General features: G+C 33.9%; 16 protein-coding genes. 3 read left to right on the top strand and 13 right to left on the bottom strand.

Annotated elements, in window-relative coordinates; genetic code table 11:
• Nucleotides 1–12: 12 nt before the first annotated feature.
• Nucleotides 13–1209 (top strand): glutamyl-tRNA reductase, encoded by a 1197-nt coding sequence (locus tag CIT01_02800; GenBank protein AXV38703.1) that lies wholly within the window; start codon nt 13–15, stop codon nt 1207–1209.
• 65 nt (nt 1210–1274) lie between these two features.
• Here CIT01_02800 and CIT01_02795 read toward each other — a convergent pair whose 3' ends face one another.
• A complete protein-coding gene (locus CIT01_02795) occupies nt 1275–2396 on the bottom strand; it encodes an AAA family ATPase (GenBank protein AXV37206.1) in 1122 nt (373 codons plus the stop codon).
• 54 nt (nt 2397–2450) lie between these two features.
• Complete coding sequence (locus CIT01_02790) at nt 2451–3290, bottom strand: endonuclease IV (protein ID AXV37205.1); 840 nt, start codon at nt 3288–3290, stop codon at nt 2451–2453.
• Nucleotides 3291–3447: 157 nt separating this feature from the next.
• Here CIT01_02790 and CIT01_02785 point away from each other — a divergent pair, with 157 nt between their 5' ends.
• Entirely contained in the window at nt 3448–4689 is a 1242-nt protein-coding gene (locus CIT01_02785) for an aminoacetone oxidase family FAD-binding enzyme (protein ID AXV37204.1), read from the top strand.
• A gap of 74 nt (nt 4690–4763) precedes the next feature.
• Here CIT01_02785 and CIT01_02780 read toward each other — a convergent pair whose 3' ends face one another.
• The 8 genes from CIT01_02780 to eif1A form a co-directional block, all read right to left on the bottom strand.
• On the bottom strand, nt 4764–5531 hold the full coding sequence (locus tag CIT01_02780; GenBank protein AXV37203.1) for a hypothetical protein: 768 nt from the start codon (nt 5529–5531) through the stop codon (nt 4764–4766).
• Nucleotides 5532–5550: 19 nt separating this feature from the next.
• Entirely contained in the window at nt 5551–6177 is a 627-nt protein-coding gene (locus CIT01_02775) for a hypothetical protein (GenBank protein AXV37202.1), read from the bottom strand.
• Between the two features lie 62 nt (nt 6178–6239).
• A complete protein-coding gene (locus CIT01_02770; GenBank protein AXV37201.1) occupies nt 6240–7253 on the bottom strand; it encodes a type II glyceraldehyde-3-phosphate dehydrogenase in 1014 nt (337 codons plus the stop codon).
• A gap of 397 nt (nt 7254–7650) precedes the next feature.
• On the bottom strand, nt 7651–8715 hold the full coding sequence (locus CIT01_02765) for a DNA topoisomerase VI (GenBank protein AXV37200.1): 1065 nt from the start codon (nt 8713–8715) through the stop codon (nt 7651–7653).
• Nucleotides 8708–10273 carry a DNA topoisomerase VI subunit B gene (gene top6B, locus CIT01_02760; GenBank protein ID AXV37199.1) on the bottom strand — a complete coding sequence of 522 codons (1566 nt, stop codon included), beginning with the start codon at nt 10271–10273 and terminating at the stop codon, nt 8708–8710. The genes CIT01_02765 and top6B overlap by 8 nt, the downstream gene beginning before the upstream one ends.
• Nucleotides 10274–10388: 115 nt before the next feature.
• On the bottom strand, nt 10389–10955 hold the full coding sequence (locus tag CIT01_02755; protein ID AXV37198.1) for an RNA-processing protein: 567 nt from the start codon (nt 10953–10955) through the stop codon (nt 10389–10391).
• 181 nt (nt 10956–11136) lie between these two features.
• Nucleotides 11137–11904, bottom strand: coding sequence for a serine/threonine protein kinase (locus CIT01_02750; protein AXV37197.1), 768 nt, complete (start codon nt 11902–11904; stop codon nt 11137–11139).
• Between the two features lie 185 nt (nt 11905–12089).
• Nucleotides 12090–12392 carry a translation initiation factor eIF-1A gene (gene eif1A, locus CIT01_02745; GenBank protein AXV37196.1) on the bottom strand — a complete coding sequence of 101 codons (303 nt, stop codon included), beginning with the start codon at nt 12390–12392 and terminating at the stop codon, nt 12090–12092.
• A 148-nt stretch (nt 12393–12540) separates the two neighbouring features.
• On the opposite strand from eif1A, the gene CIT01_02740 reads away from it, so the two are divergent.
• Nucleotides 12541–13764, top strand: coding sequence for a molybdopterin molybdenumtransferase MoeA (locus tag CIT01_02740; GenBank protein AXV37195.1), 1224 nt, complete (start codon nt 12541–12543; stop codon nt 13762–13764).
• Nucleotides 13765–13784: 20 nt separating this feature from the next.
• Here the strand turns inward: CIT01_02740 and cobK are convergent, their stop codons facing one another.
• Genes cobK through CIT01_02725 form a run of 3 tightly spaced genes read right to left on the bottom strand, consistent with a single transcriptional unit; the run spans nt 13785 to nt 17530 of the window.
• The gene (gene cobK, locus CIT01_02735) at nt 13785–14588 is read right to left on the bottom strand and encodes a precorrin-6A reductase (protein AXV38702.1); all 804 of its coding nucleotides are present in this window, start codon (nt 14586–14588) and stop codon (nt 13785–13787) included.
• A gap of 12 nt (nt 14589–14600) precedes the next feature.
• Entirely contained in the window at nt 14601–17126 is a 2526-nt protein-coding gene (locus CIT01_02730) for an ATPase (GenBank protein ID AXV37194.1), read from the bottom strand.
• A complete protein-coding gene (locus tag CIT01_02725) occupies nt 17114–17530 on the bottom strand; it encodes a hypothetical protein (GenBank protein ID AXV37193.1) in 417 nt (138 codons plus the stop codon). Before CIT01_02725 ends, CIT01_02730 begins: the two co-directional genes overlap by 13 nt.
• Nucleotides 17531–17537 lie beyond the last annotated feature (7 nt).

The following is a 17537-nucleotide window of genomic DNA, read 5'->3' as shown; positions in this document are numbered from 1 at the left end:
GGAGGGATTGCTCTGATTCTCAATATAAGAATTGATCATAAAACAGCAAATATCAGTACCATAGAAAATTTATCTTCGCAGATGGATAAATTAATTGAAGAAATAGATAATAAATGCGGTGTAACTGAGCTAATCCAGATAAAAACATGTAATAGGGCAGAAACTTATCTAGTTTTAGAAAATAATGATATTAAAGGTATTGATTTTAATAATTTTATAGTAGAAAGTAATGAAGATGCACTAAAACACCTGTTAAAGTTAAGTAGCGGCTTAGAATCTATGATAATAGGTGAAGATCAAATTTTAGGGCAAATTAAAGATTCTAAAAATAAATCACTTAAAAAAGGATTTTCCGGTAAAATTTTGAATACGGTATTCACTAAGGCAGTTCATGTAGGTCAAGTTGTAAGGAAAAAAACTAGAATTAACAAGGGATCTATTTCTATAGGATCTGCTGCTGTGGAATTAGCAGAATCTATTCATGGAGACCTTAAATGTAAAAAAGTGTTGGTTGTAGGGGCTGGGAACATGGGCACACTAGTTGCCAGGGCATTAGTAGAAAAAAACCTTAAAGCAATAGTTGTTGCCAACAGAACCTATGATCGGGCAGTTGAACTTGCCAGGGAACTGGAAGGTTATGCTATACATTTTGATCGATTGGAAGAAGCCATGAGTGATGCTGATGTGGTAATTAGTGCTACTGGAGCACCTCACACTGTTGTATCTTATGATCAAGTAAAAAATGCTGTTTCTTCAGAAAAACTTTCTAATATGGTCATGGTGGATATTGCCAACCCACGTGATATTGATGAGAATGTATCTGATCTGGGAGTTAAATTATTTAATATAGACGATTTAAGGGGAATAGCAGATAAAAATAAGAAAATGCGCGAATTTGAGGCTAAACAAGCTGAAAAGATCATAGAACAAGAATTAGAACTTCTTAATAATTCTCTTAAACACATCGAAATTGAACCACTCATATCATGTATTAGGAGAGAAGTTGAGCAGATAAGAAGTTATGAAACAGAAAAAGCTCTCCGCATGTTGGGAAATTTAAATGGTAAAGAAGAAATAGTCGACGATCTTACCCATGCTGTTGTAAATAAGGTCTTCCATAGGATCCTCATGAATATTCGCAATGCTGCGGAAAATGAAGAAAAAGAAGTTATAGAATCTTCCTATAAGATTTTCGACATGAAAAAATAGATTTTATGGAAAAATGGAGATAGTTAAGTATATTAATCTTTAGAAGCATTAAGCTTTAAAAAATATTATACAAACATTCCCTTTGGTTCATTTTTCTCTTTTTGATTTAGTTTTAATGCATACTCAAAATGTTCCCAAGTCACCCTATTTTTATCATCAGATATTGCTTTATGCAGGGAAGTTTTCAGTAAACGATCCTTGATATCTCTTCCTGACATTCCTTTGGTGTGATTTACCAGTCTTTCTATATCAACATCCACTTCAAGGGGCATGGACTGCACATAAAAATTGATCATGGCACGTCTTTCATTTTTATCAGGTAATCGGAATTCAATTTCCTCTTCAAATCTGCTTCTTATAGCAAAATCAAGTAAATCTGGATTATTAGTGGCCCCTATAGTTACCACACCATAATTCTGGTCTATACCATCCATTTCAGTTAAAAGGGCGTTAACAACTTCAGATACATCTCCCCTTAATGACTGGTATTTCCTATCCAGACCAACTGCATCAATCTCATCAATAAATATCACTGAAGGTGCAGTTTTAGCAGCTGCTTCAAACAAGTCATGAATTTGTCTGGCCCCATCTCCTACATGCTCACCTATAAGGCTGGTTGCTTTAATTAAATAGAGTGGAACGCTGAGTTCATTGGAAAGTGATTTGGCCAGCATAGTTTTCCCGGTTCCAGGAGTTCCGTAAAATAAGACATTTCTGGGAGCCCAGTCCTTAAATTTATCTGGTTCCTGCAAGTATTTCATTATAATTTTACATTTAATCTTTGCCTGTTCCTGACCTACCACATCGTCCATTTTAATTTTGCTTTGAATTTTTTTAAATTCTTTAACTTCAAAATCCTCAATCAAAAGTATTGATGTGTTTTCAGTTATTTCAGAATTATTAGGATGAGCTTTTATAACTTTAAAAGCATAATCCGGTAATAATTTTTGATCAAATAGGAAAGAACCTTCAACAATGGTTTGACCAGCCCACTGGTCTTTTGCATATAATTCAAAAAGATCTTTGTCAAAAACTTCAATTTTAGGGGTCTCAACCAGGTTACAGATAAAAGGGTAACCAATAGGTTGCAGTACAACTAATTTAGCTTCTTTTTTAGGTTCATTAATTTTTGTTATTGTTTTTTTATCTGATAAGTGATTATTCTGCATGATATTATTAAATTTAATAAAACATCACCATTTTTTTATTTGTTTTAGGATCATATTAATTTTTTTTATAATTTATTTTTTTAGAATTTCATAATACTTCGCCTTGATAAGGGCAGCGTCAATTTCAAGTAAAGGTGTTTCACAGATGATAGTGACATCCCATCCACATTCAATTATCAGTTTTAGTAAGGGTTCTAAAGGAGGGCCGTATTCATCCTCTTCAAGGGTGTGGTGTTTTTTTTCACCAGCATCTGTATATTCAATTTTGGTAAAGTGACAGTGTAAAATTTTAGGATCTAATTTATCTTCTAATTTTTTAAATATTTTTTCGTAGTCATTAATAGTTTTTATACATCCATTATTTCTGGCGTGTATATGGGCAAAGTCAATTGTGGGTTGAAAATTTTCAAATGATTGGCATATTTCTATTATCTCATCTAAACTTCCCAGTTGAGATTTTTTACCGGTAGTTTCTGGTGCAAAATTGTAATCATGAATATCTTTTGATTGAAGTTGTTCCTGAATTTCAGTTATAGCTTCTTTGGCACGTTTCATTGCATCTTTCGCTGAATACTTTGTGTAAAATCCAGGATGAAATACAGTTCTATAGGCACCCATTGCCTCTGAAATCGCGGCCGATTGTACCAGTCTTTCCACGGATCTTTCAATCACATCATCCTTATCTGAACTTAAATTGATATAGTATGGCCCATGCATAGAAACCAGAACATTATTTTTTTCAGAGTTCTCTTTAAGACTTTTTGCAGAACTTTTAGATATTCTGACTCCATAAGTTGCCTGGTATTCATAGGAATTAAGTCCTAATTCATTAATATAATCACAAACTTCTATTGTTTTACCTTTAAACCCCATTGGGTTTCCTGCAGGGCCAAATCTAACATTTTCTGTCATTTTTATCATCATTTATTCATATAACGATTTTACAATAGATAATTTATCAGCTAAAAACAAAATTAGGATATACATTATTATGCTGATATAGATAATAATCATTTGTATTTTCTATGAAAAAATCATAAAATGAAATCATGCGAAAGGAAATGAAATCATGAAAATATACGACATAGCTGTAATCGGAACTGGACCTGCAGGGTGTATGGCTGCCATTAGAGGGGCACAACTTGGTAAAAAAGTAATCCTGCTGGAAAAAAATAATAAAATAGGACGTAAACTTCTTGTAGCTGGTCATGGTCGATGTAATTTTACCAATACTGCTCCATTAGAAGTTTTCCTGGAAATGTTTGGCAAGAGAGGTTCATTCTACCGGGACATCTTTGCTAAATTTTCAAACTATGATTTAATTGATTTTTTTGAAAGTAATGATCTTGGATATAAAGTGGAAGAAAATGGAAGGGTATTCCCTATTACAGAAAAAGCTAAATCGGTAGTAGATGTTTTAGAAAAAGTTTTAGATGAATATCAAATAAAAATCCTGTATAATTTCCACCTAAAACATCTTGATAATCAGGATAATATTTTCAAACTATCTTCAATAGAAAATCAGGTAATTAAAGCACATAATGTTGTTATGGCTACAGGTGGGGCATCTTACGGAGTAACTGGATCAACAGGTGATGGTTTTACTTTTGCAAAATTGTTAGGACATCAAATAACAGAAATGAAACCTGGAGAAGTTCCACTTTTAGTACGTGAAAAATGGATTCACCAATTAAAAGGTGTTACTCTGAAAAATGTAGGGATGAATATACAATATGGCAATAAAATGAAATCTTTAACAAAGGGAAACCTTCTTTTAACACATTTCGGAGTTTCAGGACCAGTTATCCTGGATATGAGCCACACAATTGTGGAAATTATGGATCAATACGGTGATTTGAAGCTCAACATTGATTTTAAACCAGAAATCAAAGAGGATGCCTTAGGGGTCAGGCTGCAGGAAGATTTCCAGAAGTATGATAAAAAGAGTTTAAAAAATTATTTAAACTATCACCTTCCTCAAAGCACGATTGAACCAATTTTAAAGACCATATCTCTTGATCCTCAAAAAAAGCTGAATCAAATCACTAAACAAGAAAGATTCCAGTTACAGAAGACATTAAAATCCCTTCCATTAACAATAACTGGGCATCTTCCACTAGATAAAGCTATGGTTACGTGTGGTGGTGTATCAAAAAAGCAAATAGACCCTCAAACCATGGAATCGAAGCTTGTTAAAGGATTATATTTTGCTGGAGAGATAATTGCGGGATGTGGTCTTATGGGAGGTTATAACTTGCAACAAGCATTTTCCACAGGTTACGTGGCAGGGGATAGTGCATCAAAGAAGTGAACGGCCAGATAAGCCAGCAATCTCTTAAAATTGTATAGGGATTGAAACAAGGAATATATGGTTAATATCAATATTCACATATTGAATTCTTTTTTAATAAATTTTTCAGCTTCTTCATAAGATCTATAGCTGAATTTATACCTTTTATGAACATCTAAAATCTCAGATAATGCATCTTCTACTAAATCTTTATTTTTCCATTGTTTCAAACTGTAAACAACCTTCTCCAAACACCCCTTTTTGTAACTTATCTGGCCAATAACATGTATAATCATATCTCGCACTCGTTTGTTCTCTTCATTTTGAACTTCCTCTAAAAGAGGTAATACATCTTTGGGATGAGTTCTTCCCCTTAATTCAATTCCATGAATCATTTGGCGGCGAATTTCAGGTTGAGAGTCATTTATATATTTTTTTGCGAATTTCAATGTGGGGACAGGATTTTTCTCTCCCATCTGCTTCAGGGCACCGATAATAGCATTCCTAATCTTAGGGTTTTCATCTTTTAAGGCACATTCCATATTTCCCATTATTTTTTCTGCATCTAACTTACCAATCTCGCCCCAGGCGTAAACTACAGTCTGTCTTACTTCAACATCTTCTTTTTGAAACATTGATTCTAAAATATTTAAAATAGTAGTCTGGAAATCTTTATTAGTGTTATATAACTTTCCAATAATCAAATATACGTTTTTCCGGATGTAAATATCATCATCAGAAGCATATTTTAATAAAAAAGGGTAATCGAAGTTCACAGGCTTTTCTAATTCGTTTTTTATATTATCTTCCATCTCCTGGACAATTTCTTTTCTTTTTTCTTTGGAAAAATCGTAAAAGCCCATTATAACTCTCCAATCGATCTTAGTGCTGTTTATTGTTTAAATAAATAATATTGATATTATATGCTATCATTCCCGCCCATACCAAACTTAGCAAGACAGTTATCCATTCAAATAAAGAAGCAGAAATATTCATTTTGAGTATGTAAATTATGATAAACATTATATCAATAAAAACTACAAAAAAACCGTAATAAGCTATTTTCTTTATGAATTGGGAATGGTTGAGTAAATAGATATTACTTAAGATAAGGGTGAACATGAGAGATAAAAAGAACGACGCTGACCAGATCCAATGTAATGGACCATAATCTTCAGAGAAAACTCCCACCATGATTAAGGAAAATGAAGCATAAATTCCAACCAGCTGCGAGGTAATTAATAAGTTTTTTCCATGTTTTCCTGTTTTATACCATATTTTGAAGCCATAAAAAAATAAAATAAGGAGCAAACCAGTTATTATACATCCTAAATTGAAAAATATGGCACCATTACTGTTATAAGAAGAATTTCCAAGGTCGCTTAAATAATTGTTCAGTGGATTGTAATCTCCTGAAAACATTGAAACAGCAGTAAATGTAAAAATAAGGAAAATTAGAATTGCTAATACACCAGTTAATGACACAAATGAAATATTATGGTTTTTCATCTTTTTCAATTAATTATTTATAAAAAAATAAAAAAATAGGGGATTTTTATTATCCTCTCTTTTTATAAGATATTCATAGCTTTATTTGTTTTTTGGATAGATTTCTGTGGATCATCTTCCATTTCAAGCATGGCCCTGATGGCATCCACATTTTCGGGTACTACATCAGATTCTTGATGTATAGCTTGCATATAATATAATTCTCCGTCCACTATGTTTAGAGACTCTTTCCAGACTGCTATTTCAAATAGGTCGTTTCTTGATCTTCCTAAATCTTTAGCATACTCCATGATCTCTGCAGTTGAACCTAAACCTTTCGTTGCTTCTACTAATATTACTCTTGGAGTTTTTTCTAAAGTATCTATAATTTCATCCAGCCCTACGTCAGATTCTAATTCTACCATCAAATTGTGCTGGTGCATAAGTGTGGTTGGAACCAGTAATGCTATGGTGGTTATGTCCATGTCATAAAGAACGGTTTGAAGATCAGGACCGTGGTGAGATGGTACTGTTGGTGGATTAGGTACTATTGCATTAATTGGTCCGCTTTTAATTTGTGCAGGATCTGCACCTCTTCTTACCATAACTGCTCTTACCTTTTTTATTCCACATAAATCGTCAATGGGTTGGAGAGTTCTACACAGTCCGGTGGTGTTACATGAGACTACTCGAGCATAATCTGCCCCTAACACATCTGCGTAATTTGAAAATGAGTTGAAGGATAATCCAATCTGATCGTGTTTTTCTCCACCTTGGAATATTCCTTTGAGTCCTATTTTCTCATAAGTTTCCTTATTCTTTGCACCTATGCCTCCCGGCGTGCAATCTACAATTATATCCAGTTTATCATAAAGATCATCAATGGTACCACTGATTTCCAAACCAGCTTCCTCAAATAACTTTACTCTTTCGGGGATGCTTACATAAAGATCAAAACCCTTTCTTATAGCCAGTTCTGCTTCAAAATCAGGCTTAGTTTTGGTGACACCAACAATTTTCATATCGTCCTGAGCAGAAACAGCATCTGCAACTCTTTTACCAATAGTTCCATATCCATTAATTCCAACAGATTTCATAATAAACCTCCTTTATAAGCTTTGCATCATTTTAGCTGATGGTTCATTTTTCTAACAATGGCTATGTTTAAGGTACTATTTATTAATTTTTTATTTTTTTGCAGGAAATTTTTGCATAAAATTCCACTAACTAAAAGGGATATTTTGTGATTAAACTTAAAAAACGTTCAAAAGGAATAGATAATGTTTAAATTTAGTATAAAAATAGATTCTCCATATTAATAATTAATAATCTATATTTTTAGAATTATTTATCTATTTAATGCATAAAATAGTCTAAAATAAACTAAACTGCACATATCCACTTTTGTAATAGATAACCAGTTAAAAAAATGATAATTAAAAAAATAGAAAAAATAGGGGATTGACCAACTTATTGCTGGCCATACTTAATTTATTATTGTGCTGATTCCATAGACTCTAATTTTTCAGGGAAATATGTGTCAACAACATATTCCAATCCATATTTAGAGAAGGACTGCTGTTCTGCCTTTTTGCCAATTTTAAGCATTTTCTTAATCTCAACTTTCCAGAATTCATCCTTATAACGGGGATCTTTAAGAAGTTCTTTTAACCTTAAAACATCTATGTCCTTTAAAGGATCGGTTGGAAGTTCATAGTTTATAATATCACTGGCAGTTACTCCTAAAAACTTAGCGTCAGGTGTTGCCAGTTCATGATTTACGTGGGCTAGTTTAGCACTTCCTGAGATAATAACCATGGCAATGTGGAATCCCCATGGATCTCCGTCGTTACAAACATAGACTGGTAATTTCAACTCTTCATTAACTCTTTTAAGGAATCTTCTGGTTGCTCTTGCAGCCTGTCCTTTTAGTCCTACAATAAGGGTGTCGAACTTTTTATAGGCATTTTCCTGGACCATCCGGTGGAACATACCCATGGTTTCCACTGCTATAACCCGTTTAACATTATGGTCTACGAATTCAACCTCATCAATTGTGGGTGAAATAGTGTAACCAGATTTACCGGATTTCATAGCATTAATTTCAATATCTCCCTCTTGTATAGTTAATTCACCATAAACAGAGGCTCCATCCTCTTCTGGCATTAATCCAAGGTCTTCACGGGTCATTCCAAGGGTAACTTCCAGGTCTTCACCTACAATGTTAGATTCCTGCTGGTCACCAAAGTCTACATCCCATCCTTCGGAAACATAGTACATCTCCCTCAGGGTGGCAGTTTTTTGTGTTCGTACTAATTGTTTGCAGAAGTTAGCCATGTAAACCATTTGGGCTATCTTTTTTATCTGTTTAACATTTCCCAGAGAACGCTTACCAAAACGGTCTCCTAAGACGTAATGCCTTTTAATGTCATCGTAAACAATGTTAGATGTACCACGGGATGGAACTTTTATGGCTGGGACATTCATTTCCTGTACATCTTCTATTATCATCTCACCCAGGCTTTTTAGTTTATTGATTGCAATATCCTTCCTATTCATCATCTAACTCCTCTAATATTTTCGGTTTTCTTGTAACCTTGGATAATACATGGTCATATTCAGGGACATCTGTTTCGGCTAGAACTGCTGCTTCTTTTAATATAAGGGGCACATAGGTTTCAAATACTTGGGAACGCATTGCTTCCTCTTTTTCAGCCTTTTTAGCCCTTAAGTATTTCTGCAGTTTCCTTGCAATTTTCATGGTTGATTGTCTAACTTCATGGAGAATTTCAGGTTCTGGTGCCACGCTTTGCTTTCCAGTTGACAGATATGGAACATTGGTTGATACAATATTCACAAAGACAGTGATGGGTGCATTATCTAAATCACGTATACCATAACGTTTCCAGTCTATACTTTTCAGACCTTCTGTTATGGCACAACTTCCTTGATCAAAGGTTAAGGGAACTCTATTGGCAAATCTCATAATCTCGGCTTTCTTTTGCTCGCCGATCAGTCTTCCAGATTCTCCTCCATATGATATACCCGACTCAATAACAAAGGCCACTCCTCCTCGGTAGGTGACAGGTTTTCTGGTGGTTGCCGCAACAAATTCTGGATTCAAAATTTCAATCATACCCTTTTCAACCTGTTTTTGACCTATAGGTATTAAACCAGAGGTTGGTGGGGCCATGAAATCCATTTTTCTAAAGGTTTCCACAATTTGTTCTGCTTCTTCCCATTTCATGTCTTTAGGCCTTTTGTTTAGATCTATTCCAGTGGTCTCTTCAATTTCATTTACCCGTTTAGTGGACATTCTGGAAAGATTACTGGTAAGCATACTTCTAAATCTGCGTTTATCAGTATGTTTAGCCATAAATATCAGATCATCAGCAGTAACACCACGGGGGTGAGGTAAAACTTCCTTAGGAAGTGGAGGTATCTCAGCGCTGGCCCTATCAAATAGATAAATGTGTCCAGTAGGATCTCTAAATGTAATTTTAGCGTGAGGATTAGCTATCATGGTTCTTCTTATGTATTCATATGCTCCCTGTTCACTTAGAGAATATGAAACATCTTTAAAATGAAGTTCTATACATACACCAGTTGAATCAAGCACTATTTCTTTTTTGTCTAATATTAGGCCCTGATTCTTTTTGACATCCATTTTGAATGTCATTTGAACTCCTTTTATTTCACCATTTTCTTTGTATCCTGATGTTATTTTAGCTGGCTTTCCAGTTGTCATCTGGGATAATAATACACAGCCACTACATCCTAATCCTTGCTGTCCTCGGGACTGAATATTTCTGAATTTTGATCCAGCAAACATGGTACAGAAAACTTTGGTTATAAAAGCTTCTGGAATACCAGGTCCATTATCACGATGTCTTAAAATGTAATGATCTTTATCCAATCTTTTCAGGTCTATTTTTATTTCTGGTAGTATACCTGCTTCTTCAGCAGCGTCAAAACTGTTGGTTATTAATTCGTGGAAAACCATTGTAAGTGATCTTATTTTACCAGAAAATCCAAGCATTTGCTTATTTCTTCTGAAAAACTCTGATGCTGTAAGTTCTTTAAACTCTTCAAAGAGTTCTGAAGCTTGTCTTTCCAAAATTACCCTCCTTGAATTTTTATTATTAATACTGTTATATTATTTATTACTATACATTTTGGAATTAATTTTTATTATAGTTTCATTTATATCTATTTATTACTTTATTATTATTTTATTCAGGGGAAACTGTTTTTTGAAATTCTCTTAACTTGAATTCATGTCTTTTTTTCTCTAGAAATGCATAAACAGTTTTGTGTCTGATTCCCTGTAAAATCATTTCTATTGCTTCTTTGGCAATCATTATTTTTTCCATATCTCCAATTAAAGAGACGGTTTTCCCATAAACAGAAACGTCAGTATCGGTCATTTCCTTGATTATCTCTCTGGTTCTTCCTTCTTTACCAATTATCCTACCTTTTTGTCTTTTCATGGCTTTTTTAGATTTGCCAACAAAATCAGGTAACCTGATTACATCGAATAGATAATTATCATCAAGAAGTTTGAGAGCAATCTCTGGGCTGAATCCTCTTCCAATAGCCCGAACAATATTCCTTGTTTTCCATATTGAAAGAGGATCATCCATTTCTGGTGTGGGAGAAAGTGATATGCTGCCTGTTTCACTTTCAATGTTTATCTGGGTATGGGTAAGTTTTTCAAGTTCTTGTTTAACAATACCTTCCTTTCCAATAACTACTGCTACTCGCTCTCTAGGTATTTTGAGATATTCAGTGTTAGGCATCTTTTCACCTCTTAAATAAATTTAAATTAATAGTAAATTTACTGTTTGATTGAAATTTCTAAAAATATTCAATGCATATTAAATTAAAATATAAAAGTCAACCTTATCATTAATTATATTATAGTACATATTTAAATTTAGTACATATTTAAGATAAACTTTTCTATAGTTTTCAAGGGTATTAATCCATAATTTCTGCTTTAATTTCATCTTTAGTAATTGAAATACCCATTTTGTTAAAATCTCGTACTATATTATCAATATCTCTATCTAAAAGCTCTTTAGCCATAGGATGATCTGTAACCATGCCCTGGGATATATCAATTATAACGGGTTCATCCTGGTTAATCAAAATATTAAAACCAGATAAATCGCCATGAACTAATTTAGCGTCTTTATATAACATTTTGATGTATTTGATTACTTTATTTAACACTTCATCTGGTTTAGAAAGGGATACTTCTTGCATAGGTAGTGCAGGATTTCCTTCGTCATCCCCAATAAATTCCATGATCAGTACATTATTTTTGGCTATCATGGGCGTTGGAACTTTAACTCCCACACCCCGGGCTCTTTTAAGATTTCGATATTCTTTAGTAACCCACGCATTTACTAGTTGACGTTTGTTGGATGTTCTAACACGGAATCGGGGGTCTCCCTGAATATAATTTTTCATTTTTTTAAAATCAGAGGTAGTAATTCGATAGATCTTAACGGCTACAAAGTTACCATCATCGTCAATACCTTTAAATACATTAGCTTCTTTTCCAGTGCTGATAACGCCATATAACTGATTTATGTATCCCATTTTTGCCAGTTTATATAAAGTTTCTAAAGTCTGCTGGTCAAATACTTCACTACCAACTCTCTTATCTTCAATACTTTTGATTCGTTTTTCAGCGAGCATTTTTCTTAAATCAGCATCTGCTTTGGAAACTTTTGAATTCATTAAAATGAGCCTCTTTTAAAGATTTATCCATCAATAATAATAAGATGGATTTTTATTCTACACATCTTAAATATAATAATAAGCTTTTTTAGGTACCATTAAAATTTTTAAAAAAATTAATTGGTTATAAAAACATGTTAAAACTGTAATTATTCTAAAATAGTTATCATAAATAGTCAAAATGATTAAAGATTTAAAAAACCTCTTTTTTCAAGCCAGTTAGACTCGGTACGGGTGTATCTCCAAATAACATCCGCTTTCTCATCACTCTGGAAGTCCCATGGTTTAACGAGAACCACGTCACCTTCCCTTATCCAAATCCTTTTTTTCATCTTTCCTGGAATTCTTCCCAGCCTTATTTTGCCGTCAGCACATCTAACTTTCAATTTACCATGGCCCAATATTTGTTCAACCACTCCAGGTATTTCTCCCCTGCGGGGGGTTCTCACTCTTCTTACGCCTTGATTAGTATTATCTCCTCTCTTCAAATACTCTCCTCCTTATTTGGTTTGCAATTAAATTTTTTTAATGATTCAATTGATAATTTATATATAATTAGTATTAGATGAACAATGTATATAAATCATATTAAAAGTGGTAAGAACAATTTAACTAAATCATATTAAAAGTGATAATATGGGAACAGAATTTTTAAGTATTAAAGACCCGGCAGAAGTAAAAAAACTCATAAATAATCTTCCAATTAAAAGAAAAACTGAAAAAGTCCCAGTTAAAGACGCTTATCAACGGGTGCTGGCTGAGGATGTTTATTCACAAATAAATTTACCGCCCTTCAACAGAGCTTCTATGGATGGTTACGCAGTTATTGCAGAGGATACATTCATTGCAAGTGAGGAAAAACCCGTAAAATTAAAATTAGTAGAAATAGTAAAGGCTGGAACTATTCCCAAGAAAAAAATGGAGAGCGGAGAATGTATTGAGGTAGCTACAGGAGCGCCAATGCCCTCCAATGCTACAGGATTGGCTATGATTGAATTTACTGAAAGAAAAAATGATGAAATTTATATTTATGAAGCCACTCCTCCTGGTCAATACATTGCCAAAGAAGGGACTGATCTTAAAAAAGATGAAATAATCTTATCCAAAGGCAAACTGCTAACCTCAGATAAAATAGGTGTTTTAAGTGCTGCAGGCATAAAAGAAGTTACAGTTTACTTTAAGCCTAGAATTGCTGTCATTTCTACAGGCAATGAATTGATTGGTCCTGATGAAAGGATGGAGTATGGAAAAATATATGATATTAATTCTGAGACCATCTCAAATTCAGTAAGATCATGTGGTTGTCTGCCTATAAAAGCAGGAATCACTAAAGATAATTATAGTGATTTATCTGCTAAAATAAATGAATATTTAGATGCAGATTTGATTATAACTTCTGGAGGAACATCTGCAGGTACAGGGGATGTACTTAGACAAGTTTTAGATGATATGGGTGAAGTATTTGTACATGGGATTGGTGTGAAACCTGGAAAACCTGCAATTGTTGGTAAAATTCAGGATAAAATAATTTTTGGCTTACCAGGGTATCCCGTATCGGCTTTCATAGTCTTTAATGTATTTGTTGCGCCTTTTTTAAGAAAAATGGCTGCTGTTCCCAATATACAAAAAAATGATGTTTTAGAACTTAAAATTTCAAGAAGATATCACTCTTCTAAGGGTAGGGAACAATATGTTTTAGTACAGATTGAAGATGATCTAGCTCACCCCATCATGAAAGATTCTGGTGCAATAAAGGCACTTGCCGATGCAGATGGTTATTTTAAAATACCTAAGAATGTTGAAATAGTTGATGAAGGAAGTATGATTAAAGTGGAAAGTTTTAGTCAGTTAGCTCCTTAAATAATACTATTTCAATTTATCTATTTTATCAAATGGTTTACTAAGTGGTTAATATCATTAAAAACTTTTTCTTCACTGAGTCCCCCAATTTCTGGCCTTTCTATAATCACTACATCTAAACCTAGTTCTAGAGCCGCACTAATTTTAGAGGGAGTACCTCCAGTTAAACCACTTTCTTTTGTGATCATAAGGGATACTCCATATTCTTTCATTAAAGCCATGTTAAATTCCTTTGAAAATGTCCCCTGCATTGCAATTATATTTTCCTGGCTTAAACCGAGATCTAGACATTTATTTATTGAATCCAGCACAGGTAGCACCCTTACATATACCTTTTTTCTATCAATTTTTTTTAGTATATATTCCAGATTTGAAACACCAGCTAAGTGCATTATTTTTTCGTCACCAGAGGAACTTTCAAGTAAACCTAAGACTATTTTAACAGCTTCTTCAAAGGATTTAGCAGTATAAATATGTTTATTTTTCATTTTTTTCAGTTTAGGCCTTTCAAAACGTATATATGTTACTTTTTCTTTGTGAGCAGCATTTATGGCGTTTTTTGTAGCATTTGAAGCAAAAGGATGTGTTGCATCTACCACGGTTTTGATATCGTTATTTTTTAGCACTTGTTCCATTTCTTCTTGATCTAATCCGCCTTCTATTACTTCGTCTGCTCCTGAATCCTTTGCAATTTTTGCCCCATATTCTGTGGTGGTGGTGGCCAGAATCTTGAATTTGTTAAGTTGGGACAACCTTTTTATAATGTCGTATGCATCTTTGGTTCCAGACATTACCATAATTGATGCATCTTTTGTTTTAGACATCCGACCATTCATTTACCAAATCCTCTCTACTATTTTTTCGCTTATGATAATGGTTGAGGCCACTAACAATATTAAAACCCAATCCATCAGTGATAATGCAACCGTTCTAAATATTCCCTGTAGAAATGGTACATATATTACGCAGAGCTGCAGGAGAAAAGATGCAGCAACCGCGATGATAAGGAATCTATTGGAAAAACCTGATTTTGATTTACAGTTAAATACGTTAAATATCTGGAACATAACAAAAACTGTAAATGCTACAGTCATGGCTTTCAGGGTTTCTACTCCACTGGAAAGTTGGAAATAGTAAAGTGCTAAAGTTCCTATACTCATTACAATACCTGCGAATACTATTCTTAAAAGGTTATTTTTAGGTAGTATGTCCTCTTTTTCAGGAAGCCTTTCCATAATATCAGTTTCAGGAGGTTCGATTCCCAATGATTGGGCGGGAGGACCGTCCATTATTATATTGATCCATAATATCTGAATAGGGTTAAACGGTATGGGAAAACTCAGAATGGAAGCTGACACAATGGTCAAAATAGCACCCACGTTGGTTGAAACTTGAAACTTCACAAAACGCCTGATATTATCAAAGATGGTTCTTCCTTCTTTCACAGCCTTAACAATTGTTGCAAAATTGTCATCTTGAAGCACCATATCAGAGGATTCTTTAGCAACATCAGTACCCGTACCCATGGAAACACCAATAGCTGCTTTTTTTAATGCAGGGGCATCATTTACTCCATCACCAGTCATGGAAACAATGTTTCCCTTTTTCTGGAGCGCTTCTACAATTCTCACCTTTTGTTCTGGGAAAACTCGGGCATAAACCTGAACATCATCTACCATTTCTTCAAATTCTTTTTCATCAATTTTATCAAGTTCAGGTCCATTTATTACTTTTCCTTCGGTCAAAATACCAATTTCTTTAGCAATAGCCGCAGCAGTATCTTTATGATCTCCAGTTATCATTATCACCCTAATATTGGCTTTTTGACATATTTTAACTGCTTCTGCAGCTTCTTTTCTGGGAGGATCCATCATACCTACCAATCCAACAAAAATAAGATCCTTTTCTAACTCTTCTTTATCAGAAAGATTTTCATCCTCACTTATTTCACGATAAGCTAAAGCTAGAACCCGCAAAGCATTACCCGTCATTTGATTTAATTCACTTAAAATTTCCCCCTTCACAGCTTCTGATAATTCAGTTATATCTCCTTCATGTTCTATTCTATTGCATTGTTTTAAGATGATTTCAGGAGCACCTTTGGTTAAAAGATAGTTAGATCCATCCATATCATTTATGGTAGTCATCCTCTTCCGGTTACTGTCAAGAGGAATTTCAGATACTCGGGGATATTTTTTTTCCAGTTCTTCTTGCTGGTATCCATTATCTTGGGCAAACATTAGCACGGCTCCATCAGTAGGATCCCCAATAACTTTACCTTTTGATAGATGGGCATTGTTACATAATGCACATATTTCATAAACCCTTTTTGAGGAGGTTATATGGGTCTCTCGGACAGTCATTTTATTTTTTGTCAAGGTACCTGTTTTATCAGTGCATATGACTGAACATGATCCCAACGTTTCCACTGCTAAAAGTTTTCTAACCACTGCATTAGTTTTAGCCATTCTCTGCATTCCCAACGCCAGTGTGAGCGTTAAAATGGCAGGTAAACCTTCTGGAACCGCAGCAACAGCCAGAGAAACAGCGGTCATAAAAGTTTCAACCAGAGGTATTCCCTGTAAATATTGAAGGGCAAATACAAATCCACATATTACTACAGCAATAATACCTAATGTTTTTCCTAAGCCTGCTATTTTTTCTTGTAGAGGCGTTTTTGCATCTTCGGTTTGAATCATCTCTGCTATTTTACCTATGCTGGTGTTCATTCCTATTTCTACAACAACCCCTTTACCATTACCCGATACCACCTTAGAATCCATCAAGGCCAGGTTGTTTATTCTATTTTCTTCAGATTCTATTAATTCTTCATTTTTAGAAACTGGCATAGATTCTCCAGTTAGGGCAGACTCATCTATTCGAAGATCTGAACTTTTTATTATCCTTAAATCTGCAGGAACACTATCTCCTTCTTCTACAGTTACTATGTCTCCTAATGTAAGCTCATTCGATAAAATTTTCTGTTTTTTACCATTCCGTATCACCACAGCTTCATTGGAGATTAAGCTTTTTAACTTTTCCATAGCCTTTTCAGCACGATATTCCTGAACAAATCCTACTATGGCATTGATGACAACTACAAATAGGATAACAATTGCATCTATTTGATCTCCTACAAAAAAAGCTGCTATGGCAGCTACAATAAGTAAGAGTATTAATATCTCCTTAAATTGCATTAAAAACAGTTTAACAGGACCGTCCTTTTTTTCTTCGACTAATTCATTTTTTCCATATTTTAAAAGCCTTTCATTGGCTTCTTCACTAGTTAAACCATTTTCTGTAGTATTTAGTTTATTTAGTGTATCTTTTATACTAAGATTCTGCCATTTCATTTGAAACACATCATGTAAAAACTTGCTTTTTTATAGTTAATTAACTTGAATTCATTATTTTTAGATTTTTTTAAATTTATTTTATTGATATTTATAAATTCCGTTGATAATGGTTTTATTATCAGATCTGAACCGGTTTTAAGAGCTAAATTTGCTAAATGTTGGTGAAGCTCTGTGGGTGGTCTTATGGAATATATCAGGGTAGATCCTTCATATATTTTCAGATCTGGTCTGGTTACATCATCTTCTGTGATCGTGTGATGGCAAGGTTTAATATCGGTCATGATTATATCCTTATTTAAATATTTTTGTAAGTTTTGGGCTACTTTAATGAAGTTTCCCACTCCAACTTCCACTATCTTGTTTGCATCTGAGTAATTATTGATAATATAACACGAGAAATCTTTCCACATCTTACCA

The organism is Methanobacterium sp. BRmetb2 (assembly GCA_003491285.1).
Lineage (GTDB): Archaea > Methanobacteriota > Methanobacteria > Methanobacteriales > Methanobacteriaceae > UBA117.
The sequence above is the reverse complement of the archived record's forward strand: the minus strand, read 5'-3'. Positions and strand labels throughout refer to the sequence as shown.